Origin of the sequence: Paramuribaculum intestinale (assembly GCF_003024925.1) — a bacterium.
In the GTDB taxonomy this organism is placed as follows: Bacteria; Bacteroidota; Bacteroidia; order Bacteroidales; family Muribaculaceae; genus Paramuribaculum; species Paramuribaculum intestinale.
This window is the reverse complement of record NZ_PUED01000037.1, coordinates 1-17,090: the sequence shown is the minus strand read 5'-3', so window position 1 is coordinate 17,090 and position 17,090 is coordinate 1. Positions and strand designations below refer to the sequence as shown.

Here is a 17,090-nt window from a genome sequence, read left to right as displayed (position 1 = left end):
GGTGTTACCGATGCCAAGACCGAGAGCAACAAGCATAGCCCCGGCGAGATAATCCACCGGATAACCGTAGCAATCATTCGCCTCGCGCACAATCCGCTGAATCTTCATCGGCATGGCACCGAGAGGAAAATCACCGCCACGCATACTGACACTCATATCCAGCGCCTTGCCGAGAATAAGCATCGGGTCGATGCCTTTGGAGTTAGATGTGTTCTTTTCCATACTTTTCCAGAATTGTGTTTACGGCAGATGTCTTGTAATAGACTTTGCCTCCAAGTAGAGTTGCTTCCAAATATTGGCTCTTGCGCCAGTTTCGGAGTGTGTTTGCACATATTCCAAGAATTCTCATTACCTCCTTGCGGGGAATGAGCGGATCCTTGTCTGCCGAAAGCATAGCCGGCAGAACCTCCTCCTTAAATTTTTCGATAGCACGTTCAGCAGTGTGCTCGACCACTTCAAGGAGGTGACCCAGAGGGAGCGTGATTGAAAGTCCGGTCAGCTCCTCCGGTGTGAATTTTGAAAAATCAAGATTCATTGTTAAAATTCCTCGCGTCATCTGGATTAATCAATGGACACCGACAACATGAAATGCCCAAGGGTCGCATCGCTATGAATTGGCTTCTCTCTGTCAGCTTTTATTGCATGAGGTGACCGGTCTTTACCTCAGCAATGATTGGGGACTTTCGCCTCGTCGTTGCGATTTGACGGTGCAAAGAAAACACATGATTTATGTTTCTCCAAATTTACAACACTGATACACAGTGGTTTATATTCGTATTGATTCGTAACGAAGTAAAACGAAGAATTTTTCTTTTCAGCGACCCTCAAAATTGCGCTGAAGGAGGTGCGAATATGAAAAACGGGAGCCACCCGACATCACTGTCAGATGGCTCCCGTCAATAATATTTTTATATGTCAGCAGGAGTATGCGTAATCCTGCACTCCCAATTTCTCAACAAGGTCATTGTAGGCGAACATGTATTCCGGTCTCTCAAATGTCATACAGGGAACTTCCACTCCGCTTTTCTTTGTGATTGTGGTAGGCGCAAGAAGCATTTTCAAATTATCCTGTATGCCTCTATGTCCGGGGATGCGGATGTTGGGCTTTTTCTCGTAACGCTGTTCAAGAGCCGCATGAAATTCGACAACGGAGGTATTTGTAAGGGAACGGCTCTTTTCAAGGACAAGATAAAGGAGAGCCAAATCCTTTCCACTTTGTTTGATATTGATATGCTCATCAATAGACCCCAATAGATATTCATCACTGTTGGGCAACAGTTCTTTCAGGCTACGGCGTTTCTTTTCTTTGCCGGGAATAGGGTTCTTTTCCGAAGTAGTCTTCATTTCAACCTTTGTCTCTGTCGGTATTGATTTGAATTTGGCAACAACTCCGGCAGTAACAACCGGAGTGATACCCATATCTTCCATCTCAGACACGAACTTCACCCAATCTTCCTCTTTACGAGCGCCAATAGTCAGGCTGCGGTTGATGATGGTTTTTATATTGAACGAAACAAGTCGGCGGAGAAGAAAATTTAGTTTACCATCCTGAATCAGCTCCTCGCCGTATTCAACCATACACTCGAAACTGCGGCCGAAAAACAGCCAACTCAACATTGCCGGAACAATGCAGTCAGGCATCTGAGCCCTGAAGTGCAGGGCAAGTTGGTCTTTAAGTCCTCCATCGGTAAGAATCTTTTCCAGATCTTCAATGCCTTCCGAGCGGTCATTCTTCAGGTAGAGCAGAAGTGCCTTCTCATATTTCGGAACAAGCATAATGGCAGTCTTGAAAACTTGGTCGAAACCGATACCTCTGCGGTCGTGCATAAGGTCGGTAAAATTGCAATACTCCTCCTGATGATTCTCATACCAGTGGCGGAGGGCATCACGGGTAAATTTGTTCTTTTCCTCTTTAGTCATATAGTGGGCATGGGTGAGTGAATGAGCCAAAATAAGCATCGACATTCAAAACGCTCACTACACAGCGATTGTTCGTCACCAATCAAATTATACCCATTTTTGAGGCAGCATCAATTATTTTCAGAATTTTTAAGGAATTTTTTTTGTCCACTGCGTGGCCAAAAATCAGTTTGGTGGACAAATTGTGGACAAAACTTATAAAATAAAATCTCCAATCATTTGATTTTCAAATGATTGGAGATTTTAAGAGGTGGTCCCACTTGGGCTTGAACCAAGGACTCCCTGATTATGAGTCAGGTGCTCTAACCAACTGAGCTATGGGACCGGCAATGGGATTGCATATTCCCCGATTGCGACTGCAAAGTTAAATGTTTCTTTTGAGATGTGCAAGCTTTTTGAGATTTTTTGCAATGTGATTTTCGCGATGCAGTATTCCGCAGTCTTCGCGATGCAGTATTCCGCAGTCTTCACGATGCAGTATTCGTGTGATCTTCTCTTGGCGACTATCGCGTTGTATTTTCGATGTGTTTGCCGAATATTTCATTCGTGTTTCATATTCTGCCGGCGATAACAGATATGAAAAGTGCGCTACTTCGCAGTAACGCACCTCCCTCATAACCAAAATTCAAGTATATATAACGTTGTCTAACAATCTCAACAAACAAAATGACCCCGAGGGCTCTGCCTGAAAGCAAAACGATCGGGGGGGGTAACAGCCGGATTTTTCAATCGCGTTGTGCCGTAAATATCTTTATGTGGGGTGTTGCGGGTGATCTAAGATATAATAGCGCTGTGTTTTCTCTTTCTGATGTCAGGCTCTGCAAAGATAATGACAAAATCGCAGATTTAAGCAACCAATCATTGCAATTTTTTACATAGCGAGGCTGTTTTACCACATTTGTCAACATTTTTATTTGTTTTAGCGTCATTTTAACACTTTTCGCCGCGCGTCGATGAATGATTTTTTGCTTATCTTCGCGGCATGGAATATCTGTCACCTCTCATCGGCATGAATCTCGCCGAGCTGGAATCCGTGGCCGCAGGCTGCGGAATGCCGCGATATGCCGCACGCCAGATGGCCGACTGGCTGTATCAGAAACGGGTCGCAAAGATCGACGACATGACCAATCTTTCAAAGCGTGCGCGCGCTACACTTGCGGAAGTCTACTGCACCGGGCGAGAGGAGCCTCTGAAGCGGGTGTCGTCGGCCGACGGGACTGTGAAATATCTGTTCCGGGGAGCGAGCGACCGCGATGTGGAGGCTGTGATGATCCCCGACCACGACCGCTGTACGCTATGTGTGAGCTCGCAGGCCGGATGCCGCATGAACTGCGCCTTCTGCATGACCGGCCGACAGGGTTTTCACGGCAATCTGTCGGCAGCTCAGATAATTAACCAGATATTGTCGGTCGAAGAGTCGGAAAGTCTGACCAACGTGGTGTTCATGGGGATGGGCGAACCGACGGACAATCTCGATGCTGTGGTGCGCGCTATCGAGATACTCACCGCCACGTGGGGGCTGGCTTGGAGCCCGAAACGCATCACGGTGTCGACCGTCGGACGTCCCGATGGCATACGCCGGCTGCTTGATATGACCAAAGTGCATCTGGCGCTTAGCGTCCATTCCCCTTTCGGGAGCGAGCGCGCCGACATGATGCCTGTGGAAAGAGCTTATCCGGTGGCGGAGGTGATCGAACTGCTGCGCGGACATGACTTTGCCCATCAGCGACGGCTGTCGGTGGAATACACCATGATGAAAGGGAAGAACGATGACATCCGGCATGCCGACGCGCTTGCAAGGCTGCTTCGTGGCACTGACGCCCGTGTGAACCTGATCCGATTCCACCCTGTGCCAGGCTACGACGAAAAAGCACCGGAGGCCGGTGTCATGACCGCATTCCGCGATCGTCTGAACGCACTCGGCATAACCGCTACCATACGGGCGTCGAGAGGCGAGGATATCGATGCCGCATGCGGCATGCTCGCCGGCAAAGAGAAGAAAGGCTGACACACAGCCCCGTCAATAAATATCGGGGATTAACGCGGGAACTGCACGACGAAGCGCGTCAGCGCTCCGTCGGGATCGGTGCGCAGAGAGAAGGCGCAGCCATGCTTTTCAAGTATATCGGCCACGAACATCAGTCCGAGTCCGCGTCCGCCGGGCTTGGTGGAGAAGAATGGTGCGAACAGATGGCGCGACGCCTCAGGGCTGATACCGCCACCGTTGTCGACAACCTCAATCTTTACGGGCGACCCTCCCACCGACACCTTCACCCGTCCATCAGGACGGTCGCCGATGCTTTCGACAGCATTCTTCACCACATTGACCATCACCTGTTCCAAAAGCACTGTGTCGGCTTTGACCGATGTGGTGTCTTCGCAACAAAGTTCCATATCGACCGTGGCCGGCGCCATGCCTTCGAGGAACGGCCAGATCGAACGCAGCGAATCGGCCAAATCCACCGGCTGCAGATTGGCGTCGGGTATCTTGACCACTTCGGCATAGGATCGTATAAACCGGCCAAGTCCCTGACAGCGTTCCTGACAGCTCTCCAAAGCATCCGACATGACTTCGTCGGATTTCACCGCCGGCAATTCGCCGACCAGTCCCAGAATGGAGCCCACTCCGGTGAGAGTGTTGTTGACCTCATGCGATATGATCCTGATCACCCTTCCGTAGGCCTCGCGCTCGGCGCGCATCACCTCGTCGGTAAGCTCTTCGAGCATGACGAACGAGCGCCGGAATCCATTGTTCATAAACCACATCCGCGTGCAGCGCATCACATTGGCATCGCCGACACGCAGTATTTCGGCCTGACCCGGATTAACACGCGAAACGGCCGCAGCCAGAGGTGAATCCAGATCCTCAAACCGCCGGCTAAACGCCTCGGCCGGACGACTGAATCCAAGATAAGAGGCCATGGTGGGGTTCATTTCCACTATATTGCCGTCGTAATCGGATATGGCGATACCAGCCGGCGACACGTCGATGATCTGCCGAAGCATGCTGTTCTGCTCCATGTTGCGCAGACGCTCCGTCTTCAGACGGTCCATCATCGAATTGAACACTCCGACGAGAGTGTCGGCATCGGGCTGCCCGACACGGGCAAGACGCGTGCTGAAATCCTGGCCGCGCAGCAGATCCATGCCGTTGACCACTGCATTTACCGGCTTGATGACTGATCCATACAGCAACACGAGGAGCACTATAGGCGCTACGGCCAGGACCAGACGCCACCACATATCGCTCCACACGACGTCAGACCCGTTCAGCACGGGAAGAATCCAGAGCAGATCGATCGCCGCCACAGTCAGGGCGAGCACTGAAAAAATCCAGGATGATTTCATTTTAGACCGTATTTTTCCATCCGACGGTAAAGAGCCTGACGCGACAAGCCGAGTGAAGAGGCCGCAAGCGACAGATTGCCTCCGGCAGCCGATATCGCCTCGGCCACCGCGGCGCGCTCCATGTCGCCGAGTCTTGCTCCGGCCACCGAATCGGCAGCAACGGCTGTCGGTGCGCTCTCGGCCGACAATCCGGCGAAAGTCTCAGGCCCGATCTCGGGAGTATCGCTGACGATGATGGCGCGCTCCACCATGTTGCGCAGCTCGCGGATATTGCCCGGGAAAGGACATGTCTGAAGCCACCGTCGCGCGTCATCGGTAAGCCGTCGCGGGCGAGTGCCCGTCCGCTCGGCATACTGCTTTACGAACCAGTCGGCAAGCAACGGTATATCGTCGAGTCTCTGACGCAACGAAGGGATATGAAGCGTTATAAGGTTGATACGATAGAACAGATCCTCGCGGAACTTTCCCTCGGCCACCATCCGCGACAGATCGGCGTTGGTAGCGCACACCACCCTGACGTCGGTGCGATGCGTGGCGCTGTCGCCGAGCGCCTCGTAGGTGTGCTCCTGGAGCACCCGCAGCAACTTGACCTGCGAGCCGGGATCGAGCTCGCCGATCTCGTCGAGAAATATGGTGCCCCCGTCGGCCATGGCGAAACGCCCTTTGCGCGAAGTGACCGCACCGGTGAACGCTCCTTTGACATGGCCGAACATCTCGCTCTCGAAAAGCGATCGCGAGATGCCGCCGAGATTGACAGTGACGAACGGCGCCGACGCCCGCCGGCTATTGGCATGTATGGCGCGTGCTATCAATTCCTTGCCCGTGCCGTTCTCACCGAGTATAAGCACCGGAGCATCGGTAGGCGCCACCCGTCCGACAGTCTGGAGCACCTCTTCCAGCCCACGGCTGTTGCCGATGATGCCGTCGCGCAGCAGGCCGCCTTCAGCCGGACGCTGCACGCGGTTAAGTTCGAGAGCAGTAGCCACCCGCTGCAGCATGGCGTGGGGCTGCCATGGCTTGGTGACGAAGTCGAACGCTCCGAGCCTCATGCCCTCCACGGCCAGATCTATGCTGCCCCACGCCGTGATGAGTATGACCGGCACCTCGGGCGCCAGCACCTTGAACCGCTGCAGCAGCTCGAGTCCCTCCTGTCCGGAAGTGAACGAAACCGAGAAATTCATATCCATCACCACCAGATCCGGACGCGAGACCCGCAGCGACTCCAGCGCCTCTTCGGGCGATGCAGCCATAGCCGTCTGGTGACCAGCACTGCGGAGCAACAGACTCAGCGAGAGCCTGACGGATTTATCGTCGTCGACTATCAGTATCATAACTACAGGTTTTCAACCGCAAAAATAGCTAAAAAAAAGCAACCGTCACAGAGTCCGCGCCACGACAGCGGCCACAAAGCGACAAAATATGGGTGGCCAATCCGATTTTTTAGCTAACTTTGCGGAAAATTCAACACAAAACCCTTCGAATCTCATGGAAAGACTTCTCAAGTCCATAGTGAAGCATTTCGCCGTAAAAGGCACAGTGACCTCCGTGAAGCCTCTCGGCAACGGACTCATCAACGACACCTACATAGTGCGCACTGAGGAAGCTGACGCTCCCGACTACGTGCTGCAGCGGATCAACCACCACATTTTCACCGACGTCGACGTGCTGATGGACAACATCGCCGCCGTCACCGGCCATATCCGCTCCAAGCTTGAGAAAGCGGGTGAAAACGACATAGACCGCAAGGTGCTCACCTTCGTACCCAACACCGCCGACGGCAAACTCTACTTTTTCGACGGCGAGAGCTACTGGCGCATGATGGTATTCATCCCCGACGCCGAGACGTTTGAAGCCGTCAATCCCGAATCGTCGCGCAACGCCGGCAAGGCGTTCGGCCACTTCCAGGCCATGCTCGTAGACATCGACAAGGAGCTTAAAGAGAGCATTCCCGATTTCCACAACATGGAATTCCGTCTCAAACAGCTCCACGACGCCGTGGAAGCCGACCCCGAAGGAAGAGTGGCCGAAGTGAAACCTCTGCTTGACGAGCTGGAGAAGCGCGCCGACACGATGTGCCGCGCCGAGCAGCTCCACCGCGAGGGGAAACTTCCCAAGCGCATCTGCCACTGCGACACGAAAGTGAACAACATGATGTTTGACCACCAGGGCAACATATTGTGCGTGATCGACCTCGACACCGTGATGCCGAGCTATATATTCAGCGACTACGGCGACTTCCTGCGCACAGCCGCCAACACTCTGGCCGAGGATGATCCCGACATAGACCACGTGGAATTCAACATGGATATATTCCGCGCCTTCACCGAAGGCTATCTCTCGTCGGCACGCGGCTTCCTCACCCCTGCGGAGATCGAAAACCTTCCCTATGCCGCCGCCCTCTTCCCCTACATGCAGGCCGTGCGTTTCCTGACCGACTACATCAACGGCGACACTTACTACAAGATCAAATATCCGGATCACAACCTGGTGCGCACCCGCAACCAGTTCAAACTCCTGCAAAGCGTCGAGGCCCACACCCCGGAGATGCACCGCTTCATAGCCGAGCAGCTCGACTGAACCCCCTGAACACTCTCAGGCACACAAACCATAGCCATCATGCCCCCGACCGCAGCCCAGAAGCCCGGCCGGGGGCATTTCAGCCGCTTATTGCGCAAGAATATGCGGGACTTTAACACGAAGATATATTTCCGGACTTCTTCTATACTCTAAAATCAGCCTGCGGGAAGCGGAGTAATTGAAAAAGAAGTCGTATCTTTGCAAGCTGAAACACTTGCACATTAAAAATAACATTAATCCATACTTTTTTATCACAATGCAAAGCAAAGGAAAATTAGGAAGCGTCGTGGCCGGTGTCATCGCCATCTTCCTGGTGCTCATTTGCCTCTTCTACATCTCCTTCACTCTGGTGACCAACCATCATGAGGACAAGGCCGAGGCTTATGCGACCAGCGTGGCAGGCAACGCAGGCGTCAATTCCGACAGTTACCGAATGGCTTACAAGAGCTATATCGATTCGATTTCCAGAGAGAAAGTCTATCTCGGCTACACCTTCGCCGAAGTTCAGAAACTCGGCGTGGGCCTGGGCCTCGACCTCAAGGGCGGCATGAACGTGACGCTTCAGGTGTCGGTGCCCGACATCCTGCGCTCCATGGCCAACGCCGACGGCAATCCCTACTTCGAGGCAGCCATAGCGCAGACTGACTCCGTGGTGAAGGCCACCCGCAGCAACGACTACGTGTCGATCTTCTGCCAGCAGTACCGCAAACTCGACCCTCAGGGCGATCTGTCGGTGGTGTTCAAGGATCAGGTGAAGCGCGGCGACAGCTATGAGGCAGCCGAAGCGGCTCTGAAGCAGGAGGTGAAAGACCGTGTAAGCTCTTCGACCAACGTGCTCCGCAACCGTATCGACCAGTTCGGCGTTGTGGCTCCCAACATCCAGGAGCTTGAAAAGGACGGCCAGATACTGCTTGAGCTTCCGGGCGTGAAGGAGCATGACCGCGTGAAGGAGCTGCTCAAATCGTCGGCCAACCTCGAGTTCTACGAAACTATTCCGGTCAACGAGTTCCAAGGCTCTCTCATGGAGCTTACCGCCATGGGGCGCGCCGACTCCACCGGCAACGGCCGCGGCCTGCTCGACTACTTTGTCCACACAGCCAATCCCTACAACCCGATCATGGTAGGCACCGCCGTGGCAGCCAACCGCGCCGCCATCGACTCCATCATATCCTCTCCGGCCGCACGCCGTCTGCTTCCCTCCAACGTGAAGCTGGCATGGGAAGTGAAGCCTGAGACCATGGAGGCCACCGACACGGCCACAGGCGTCACACGCCGCGTGGATCTCTACACGCTCGTGGCTCTGAAGACCGCCAACGGGCGTCCGGCTCTCTCGGGCGACGTCGTGACCTCGGCAAGCAGCGAGTTTGACCAGATGCAGGGCGGCAACTACGTGTCGATGAACATGAAGCCCGACGCAGCCCGCCAGTGGGCACGCATCACCGCCGCCAACATCGAGAAGCAGGTGGCGATAGTGCTTGACGGACAGGTCTACTCCGCTCCCCGTGTCAACAACGTGATCGAGGGTGGCCGCTCGTCGATCACCGGCAACTTCACCACCGACGAAGCCAAAGACCTTGCCAACGTGCTCAAGAGCGGCAAGATGGCCGCCAAGGTCGACATCATCTCCGACACCGTGATCGGTCCGTCGCTCGGCCAGAAGGCGATCGAGGACGGCTTCATGTCGTTCATCGTGGCTCTGGTGCTGCTGATGATCTTCATGATGGCCATCTACGGTGTGATCCCGGGTCTGATAGCCAACCTCGGCCTGATCTTCAACCTCTTCTTCACTTTCGGCATACTCGCCTCGTTCCAGGCGGTGCTCACCCTCTCCGGCATAGCAGGTATAGTTCTCGCCCTGGGCATGGCGGTGGACGCCAACGTGCTTATCTTCGAGCGCACCAAGGAGGAACTCCGCGCCGGCAAGAGCGTGCGCATGGCCATAGCCGACGGTTACAGCAACGCATTCTCGGCGATCTTCGACTCCAACCTGACGTCGGTGATCACCGGTGTGATACTCCTGCTCTACGGCACCGGCCCGATCAAGGGCTTCGCCACCACGCTGATCATCGGTATCATCTGCTCGTTCTTCACGGCAGTCTACCTCACCCGTCTGGTATTTATCATCGGCGAGAAATCGCGTGCGTTCCAGCGTCTGACATTCACCACCCCGCTCTCGAAGCGCATGTTTGTGGGCGCGCATTTCGACTTCCTGGGCACTCGCCGCGCAAGCTTCATAGCCTGCGGCGTGATCATCGCAGTGGTTGTATGCTCGTTCTTCATGCGCGGTCTCAACCAGGGCATCGACTTCTCGGGCGGCCGCAACTACGTGGTGCAGTTCGACCATCCGGTCAAGACCCACGAGCTGCAGGCATCGCTTGCTCCGCTGTTTGACGGCGCTCAGGTGTCGGTGATCACCATCGACGACGACACCAAGGTGCGTATCTCTACGAACTACCGCATCGACAGCGACGATCCCAACGTGGACGACGAGATCACCGGCATACTCTACAACGGCCTGAAGAACGAGATCGGCTCTATGAGCCTCCAGGACTTCTCGACGACCAACGAGGCTGTGGGCATCATCAGCTCGCAGAAGGTAGGCCCGACCGTGGCCAACGACATGCGCACCGACGCCGTCATAGCCGTGCTGCTGTCGCTGATAGCGATGTTCCTCTACATCCTGATCCGTTTCCACAACATCGCCTTCTCCGTAGGCGCTCTGGCCGCCGTGGCGTTCACCGCGTTCACCATTATCGGTTTCTACTCGATATTCTACGGAGTGTTCCCCTTCGCGATGGAGATCGACCAGTCGTTCATAGCGGCCATTCTGACCGTGATCGGCTATCAGATCAACGATACTGTGGTGGTGTTTGACCGCGTGCGTGAAAACGTGGGTCTGTATCCGAAACAGGACTTCTACACCAACATCAACAATTCGATCAACTCGACTCTCGGACGTACGCTGATGACCTCCGGCTCGACACTGCTCGTGCTGCTGTGCATCTTCATCCTTGGCGGCGACGCTATCCGCTCGTTCACCTTCGCGATGATCTTCGGTGTGGTAATCGGCACATGCGCCACAATCTTCGTGGCATCGCCGGTGGCCTATCTCACCGAGAAGCGTCATGGCAAGACCCGCAATGCAGCGGTAAAGGCCTGATAGAATAAGCGACAATACAACACCCGAAGCGGTGTGCCAATCCCCCGGTGGATGGCACACCGCTTCTTTTTTTTACGGCTCCGTGGGGAGGGCGCGACGGGGCGCGTGAGCGTGAGGCTTCTTTGCAGATGAGCCGGGATCGCGGACTGTCCCTGCGGCTCATCTACGAAGATCCGTGTGGCACATGACCCCTGCCCCACCAAGCCGCCCTGCGGGCGTCATGGCGGGGTTTACAAAGGTCGGTGGTCTACGACCACCCCAGTCCGGCGGAGTGGTGGGCGCGGAGGTGGCAGCGGCATGGGCAAGCAGGAGGCCTGGGCTGGCGCGGGCGGCTGATATCGCAGGCTCCGCAGCTCGGCCGAACGAGGTGGACGGCGCACCTACCCCCGGTCTACGCGGCACGCCTGTGGCGCTCCACTCCGAACCGGGGATAACATCTGCCCGCACGCTCCGCGGCTCCGAGGGCGTCAACACCATCCGGCGAGAACAGGGGGGAACGGCAGGCGATACCGGAGTGAGGCAACACCATCCGGCGGGGAGAGGAGAGAGAAAAGCCGCGGAGCGTGCGGGCAGGCATTAACCGGGGTTCGGAGCGAGCGTGGGCGTCGCGACGCGATAGCGTCGTAGTGACCGCACGAGGCGGAGACCCCGAGGGAGAAGAGTGCGTCCCCCGCGGCGCGGCGAGCCCCGGAGGGTGCGTGGCCGTGCAAATGGCGTCAGCACAGGCAAAGCATTGGCGGTGGAGATACAGGCAGAGGCGGCAGGCTCTCCGTAGAGAGTCTGCCGCCTCCTCAATTATAAAACTTATGCTTAGAGTAGCCTTTAGTAAACAACTCTTGGCTTGCGCCGGTCGATCAGTCGATCTTGGTGCAGGGCTGTAGGCCGGTGGTGGGCCATCCGGGGTTCTGGTACACAACCGACTTGGCCTTGTCGCCATCGGGCGAAGAGGTGACGAACACGTCGCATCCTATCGGAGAGAGGTACTGCGCACGGCTCCATGTCAGGCCATTCCATACGTAGTTGTCGTTTCTGGTTACGCGGTTGAGCACGATCCAGTCGCCGTCAGCCTGGCTTGACATGTTGCCGTCGCCGTCGGGATTGACGCGCGCTGCCAGGAACACTTCGTTGCCATCCTCATCGGTCGTCGTCAGAGCCAGGTCGCTCTGCGGATCGGAGTAGACGGTGTTCCAGTATTTCATGCCGTAGAGGTTGACGGGGTTTGCGGCGAGCTGGTCGAGAGCGCACCAGCGACGGAGATCGTTGTAGCGGAATCCTTCGGCCATAAGCTCGTTGCGGCGTTCGCGGCGCACATTGTAGAGCAGTGTATTCACAAGCACTCCGCGGGAGTATGCTCCCCAGTCACCCTCGCCCTCGATGGTCATGTTGGTGGCGGCGATGGTCTTGGTGTAGTCGGGATCGACCTTGGCACGTGTGCGGATAGCCTTCCAGTAGGAGTCGGCTGTCTGGTCGACGTTTCCGTTCTTCTCCACGCAAGCCTCCATGTAGTTGAGCAGAGCCTCTACGCCACGGAAAGTGATCGATCCGGTTGTGGCGCGCGAGTTGCCTTCGGCCATTGAGTAGTCGAACGAGCAGCCCTTCTTGTTGGCATAGCCGGTGATGGGGTTCTGCGTGGCAGACTCGGTGAGGAGCCAGCTCATGTTGTACGTGGATGCTTCCTCACCGTTCTTGTAAGAGGTCAGGCAGTTGTCGCCGCGCACGAAGAGCTGCGCGCGAGAGTCGCGATCCTGCAGCGTGGCGGTCACGCCGGCGCTCTCCCAGTCGGGGTCGAAGCCCGAGCCGGCGGCGTAGATGGGAAGACCGTTGGCCATAACGAAGCTGCGGATCATGCCGCGAGTGTAGCCGAGCCCTCCGCCGTGGGTCATGAACGAGTGCTGGATCTGAGTCGATACGGCAGGAGCCGTGAGCTGGTAGGCACGATACATGAGTACTTCGCTGTATGAGTCGAGATCCTGTTGTCCGAACATGCAGAAGTAAGGGTTGAGCGGAGCGAGCGAGGGTGAGAAGGCATCGATAACGCCAGTGTTTTCGGCAAGCTGTCCCATCATCTTGTCGCCCAGTTCCTTTGCCGAAGTCATGGCCTCGGTGAGGAAGTAGTTGATCTCGGCGTCTATGTCGAACGATCCGAGGAGCGATGCGTCGCCGGGCCATCCGGGTCCGCCGGGCACGAGTGCTGTGCCTTTGTGATATTTCAGCCATGTGCCTTCGAAGAGAGCCACGCGCGAGCGGAGCAGAAGCGCACAGTCGCGGTTGACACCCTGTTTGCCCTTGTCGGACGACTCGGGAAGGTATGCAAGAGCATTGTCGAGATCTTCGAGGATGTGTCGTGCCACCTGGTTGCGCGGGCGGCGGTAGGAGTTCTCCAAAAGAAGTTCCTTGTCGTCGGGAAGCACGTTGTCGATGATGGGATAATCACCTATTGTGCTGTAACTGGCATAGTACTGGTAGGCGCGGAAGAAGTAGGCCTCGCCTATCGACTGGCGCACCAGGTCGGTCAGTCCCAGTTTGCCGCTCTCGATATTGGGAAGCACATATTCGAAGAACAGGTTGAGCGAGCGGATGTTGCCGAAGCTCCAGTTGGACTCGTCGTTGCTGGTGAGCCACTGACCGTTCGCATAGCGCGAGGGGATAGAGCGGGCCACCTGGTTGTCGGTGCCGTTGTCGTTGGCAAATGTGCCCATACCGTAGGCATTGCTTGAATGCGAGGGGAGCATTCCATCGTAGAATCTCATCACGTATGCCGAGAGATTGGCTCCGTCGGTAAAGTAGTTATCTGCGACGAGATTGGCCTCAGGCTCTCTGTCGAGATAGTCCTCACACGAAGTGAACCCGGCGATAATCGATGTGCCGATGAACAGAGATGCTATATACTTATTCATGATTTGTCTTATAGAAGATTAGAAGGTTACATTAAGACCGCAGGAGAATGTGCGCGACAGGGGATAGATCTTGCCGAAACCGGCACCGTATTCGTTGTAGGCCTCGATCAGCTCGGGGTCGCCCATCTTCGAGAAGTTGGTGATATTGGCGAGGTTCTCACCCGAAACGTAGACACGCAGGCGCTCGACATAGAAGCGGCGTGTGAGGTTCTGGGGCAGAGTGTAGCCTATGGTCACGTTCTTCAGGCGGCAGTAGGCTGCGTTCTGGAGGTAGCGGTCGTTGCTGAATGTGTTGTTGGGCCCGCCCTGGTTGACGCGGGGATAGTAGGCGTTGACGTTGGGGCCGAGCGGATCGGTGGTGTCGGCCGGACGGAAGTAGTCGAGATGAGGCTCGAACACGAGAGCCTGCCAGAGGCTTATTCCCGATGCTCCGAAGAACATGGCGTTGCCGTTGCCTACCCAGTAGTCGCGCTTGCCGATGCCCTGGAAGAATACCTTCACGTCGAATCCCTTCCACTGTGCGTCGAGGTTAAGACCGAAGCAGTAGCGGGGAGTCGTGTTGCCGATCACCACATAGTCGCCGGAGTTGTCGGCTGTGAATTCGCCCTGCGATATCACACCGTCGCCGTCGATATCCTTGTACATCACGTCGCCTGCCTGCCAGCCGGTGCCGAGGATATACTGGGGATTGTTGTAGGTCGGAGCCTGGCCGTCGTGAGCGAGCTTGTAGGCCTCCTCCATCTTGGCGAAGTGCTGCTGCATCTCCTCGTCGGTCTTGGCGAGTCCTTCGGTGCGGAAGCCCCAGATCTCTCCGAGCTTCTTGCCGGGCCAGTATGCAGTGCTGAGGGCCTTGTTCTCGTTGGGATACTCGTCGATGGTGGTGGTGTGGTCATAGAGGTTGGCTGTGATGCCGTAGCTGAAGTCGCCGATGCGGTCGCGCCAGCTGATGGTCAGCTCCCATCCCTTGGAAGTCATCGAGAGGTTGTTGACGTTGGGCACCGATGCGCCGAGCACACCGGGGAGTTTCTCGCCGGGGCCTACCATGTCGATCGTGCGGCGGTTGTAGTAGTCGGCCGTACCTGTGAGTCGGTTATTGAACAGTCCCCAGTCGATACCGATGTCCCATGTGCGGTTTTTCTCCCATGTGAGCGATGTCGAGATCAGACCGGGCGCTGTAGCATAAGTCGGCTTCTTGCCTCCGACGAGCCATCCGGAGCTGTCGGGATAGTAGCCCATTGACGGATAGGTGGGATACCAGGAGTTGGTGTTCTGGTTGCCGAGCTTACCCCACGAGTAGCGGAGCTTGAGGGTGTTGCACACGGTGGTGAGGTTTTCCCAGAACGCCTCGCGGGCTATGTTCCAGCCGAGCGAGAACGAGGGGCTCCACGACCAGCGCTTGCCGGCGCGGAAGCGCGACGAGCCGTCGTAGCGGATGTTGCCTTCTACGAGGTAGCGTCCGTCGAGGTCATAGTTGAGTCGGCCGAACCATCCGGCTGTGGCCCATGTCGCGGAGTATCCGCCGAGGGTCTTGTTGTCGCCCGATGTGGTGTCAAGGAACGGAAGTCCGCTCATGATGCCTGTGTTCTGGGCGTCGAAGTCTTCATAGTGGTTCCATTCGCTTTGGAAACCGGCCATGATCTTGAAGTTGTGCACTTTGTTGAAAGTGTGCGAGTAGTCGGCGTAGATGTTGGGGTTGAAATAGTTGCCCTTCTGGCTGTAGTTGTAGACGCGTGAACCGATGGGTGAGCCTGCAGGCCAGTCGTTGGGGTTGTTCTCAATGTAGTTGCCCTGCGGGCCGTAGTAACCGGTCTGGAGATAGTAGCGCTTGTCGTGGTTAGACCAGTTGCGGTAGTTGAACTCACCGTTGATGTTCAGACCCTCTATCGGATTGATACGGAAGGAGAACTGCTGGTCGGTCTGATCCTTGTAGGTGGTATAGCGGCCGCCGTTCTCAAACGCATCGATGTAGGAGAACAGGGTGGGGTTGCCGTTGGGATCGTGAGTGGGGATGTTGGGCCAGTAGCGCATGACATTCTGCCATGTCGACGCAGTGAGAGCCGAGGGGGCGTCGTACTGACGGCGCACCCAGCGGTTGCTGTAGCCGAATGTCAGCCATGGGGTGAGATGCACGTTGATCTTGGCGTTTACGGTGTAGCGCTGGCTGTTGTCGTCGCCGTGGACGAGAATACCCTCGCGCGAGAGGAGGTTGCCCGAGAAGTAGAAGTCATACTTTTCGTTGCCACCGGTGACACTGATGTTATGTTCCTGCGAGAAGGGGGTCTTGCCGAAGTGCTCGTCGATCCAGTTGGTGTTGCCCACACTGGTCAGATCGCCGAAGTTCCAGAACGACCAGTCGGTGCCGTTGGCGTTGGTCATAAGCTGCGGGATAGTCGGGTCGGTAACGGCCTGCTTCATCTGATCGATCTTGTAGGCTGGGATCAGCTCGCCGCCGCCGGCAGCTATACTGGCCTGATTGAACACGTTGGCCCATGTCCACGACGGAGCCATGTCGGGATAGTCGTTGATGCGGCTCCAACGGAAAGAGTCGGAGTAGTTGACTGTGATCTTGCCTTCCTTGCCGCTCTTGGTCTTCACGAGGATGACACCGCCGGCAGCGCGCGAACCGTAGATCGACGAAGCGGCAGCGTCCTTGAGGATCGAGATGGTCTCTACGTCGTCGGGGTTGAGGTCGTTGAGGTCGCCTTCCATGCCGTCGATAAGCACGAGGGGTGTCACCGACGAACCGCTGCCGATGGTGCCGGCCCCGCGGATGTTCATATTGCGGGTGGCGTTGAGCTGACCGCCTGCGCCTGCGCCGAGCACGTCAAGACCAGCGGCCATACCCTGGAGGGCGTCGGCAACAGAATTGACCGGACGGGCTGCGATCTCTTTACCTGTCACGGTAGAGACAGCTCCGGTGAGGTTGACTTTCTTCTGCTGGCCGAAACCTACGACCACGACTTCGTCGAGTGTCTGTCCGTCGTCCTGCAGGGTGACGTTGAGGTGCTGGCCTTCCCACTTTACGTCGGCGGGCTTGCAGCCTACGAAGCTGACGCGGATCGTGGCGCCCTGCTTCACTCCTGCGATGGAGAAGTTGCCGTCGATGTCGGTCGAGCCGCCGAGAGTGGTGCCGACCACCATGACAGAAGCTCCGGGGAGAGGCTCGCCTGTCTGGTCAAGAACGGTAC

Annotated in this window: 9 protein-coding genes, 1 tRNA gene and 1 pseudogene; 3 read left to right on the top strand and 8 right to left on the bottom strand. The window is 56.3% G+C overall.

The window, feature by feature from the left end; translation table 11 throughout:
- The 4 genes and pseudogenes from C5O24_RS04495 to C5O24_RS04480 all read right to left on the bottom strand — a co-directional run.
- A pseudogene (locus C5O24_RS04495) lies at positions 1-222 on the bottom strand (DUF3987 domain-containing protein); the annotation flags it as partial.
- A complete protein-coding gene (locus C5O24_RS04490; RefSeq protein ID WP_161553802.1) occupies positions 203-535 on the bottom strand; it encodes a helix-turn-helix domain-containing protein in 333 nt (110 codons plus the stop codon). The pseudogene C5O24_RS04495 and the gene C5O24_RS04490, both read right to left, overlap by 20 nt.
- Before the next feature lie 380 nt (positions 536-915).
- Positions 916-1,920, bottom strand: coding sequence for a DUF6043 family protein (locus C5O24_RS04485; protein ID WP_133165461.1), 1,005 nt, complete (start codon positions 1,918-1,920; stop codon positions 916-918).
- A gap of 251 nt (positions 1,921-2,171) precedes the next feature.
- Positions 2,172-2,245, bottom strand: a tRNA-Ile gene (locus C5O24_RS04480).
- Positions 2,246-2,902: 657 nt separating this feature from the next.
- On the opposite strand from C5O24_RS04480, the gene rlmN reads away from it, so the two are divergent.
- Positions 2,903-3,928 (top strand): dual-specificity RNA methyltransferase RlmN, encoded by a 1,026-nt coding sequence (rlmN, locus tag C5O24_RS04470; RefSeq protein ID WP_107036695.1) that lies wholly within the window; start codon positions 2,903-2,905, stop codon positions 3,926-3,928.
- Between the two features lie 29 nt (positions 3,929-3,957).
- Here the strand turns inward: rlmN and C5O24_RS04465 are convergent, their stop codons facing one another.
- Both C5O24_RS04465 and C5O24_RS04460 read right to left on the bottom strand, forming a co-directional pair.
- Positions 3,958-5,268: a sensor histidine kinase gene (locus tag C5O24_RS04465; protein WP_107036696.1), complete on the bottom strand. Its 1,311-nt coding sequence runs from the start codon at positions 5,266-5,268 to the stop codon at positions 3,958-3,960.
- The gene (locus C5O24_RS04460; protein WP_107036697.1) at positions 5,265-6,599 is read right to left on the bottom strand and encodes a sigma-54-dependent transcriptional regulator; all 1,335 of its coding nucleotides are present in this window, start codon (positions 6,597-6,599) and stop codon (positions 5,265-5,267) included. The genes C5O24_RS04465 and C5O24_RS04460 overlap by 4 nt, the downstream gene beginning before the upstream one ends.
- Before the next feature lie 154 nt (positions 6,600-6,753).
- Between C5O24_RS04460 and C5O24_RS04455 the strand changes: the two genes are divergently transcribed.
- Positions 6,754-7,845, top strand: a complete 1,092-nt coding sequence (locus C5O24_RS04455; protein ID WP_107036698.1) for a phosphotransferase enzyme family protein — start codon at positions 6,754-6,756, stop codon at positions 7,843-7,845.
- Positions 7,846-8,101: 256 nt separating this feature from the next.
- Positions 8,102-11,005 (top strand): protein translocase subunit SecD, encoded by a 2,904-nt coding sequence (secD, locus tag C5O24_RS04450; protein ID WP_107681517.1) that lies wholly within the window; start codon positions 8,102-8,104, stop codon positions 11,003-11,005.
- 854 nt (positions 11,006-11,859) lie between these two features.
- On the opposite strand, the gene C5O24_RS04440 is transcribed toward secD, so the two are convergent.
- Both C5O24_RS04440 and C5O24_RS04435 read right to left on the bottom strand, forming a co-directional pair.
- Positions 11,860-13,902, bottom strand: a complete 2,043-nt coding sequence (locus C5O24_RS04440) for a RagB/SusD family nutrient uptake outer membrane protein (protein WP_107036701.1) — start codon at positions 13,900-13,902, stop codon at positions 11,860-11,862.
- Between the two features lie 18 nt (positions 13,903-13,920).
- Positions 13,921-17,090, bottom strand: a 3,170-nt coding sequence (locus C5O24_RS04435; RefSeq protein WP_107681515.1) for a SusC/RagA family TonB-linked outer membrane protein, incomplete at its 5' end; no start/stop codon positions are given.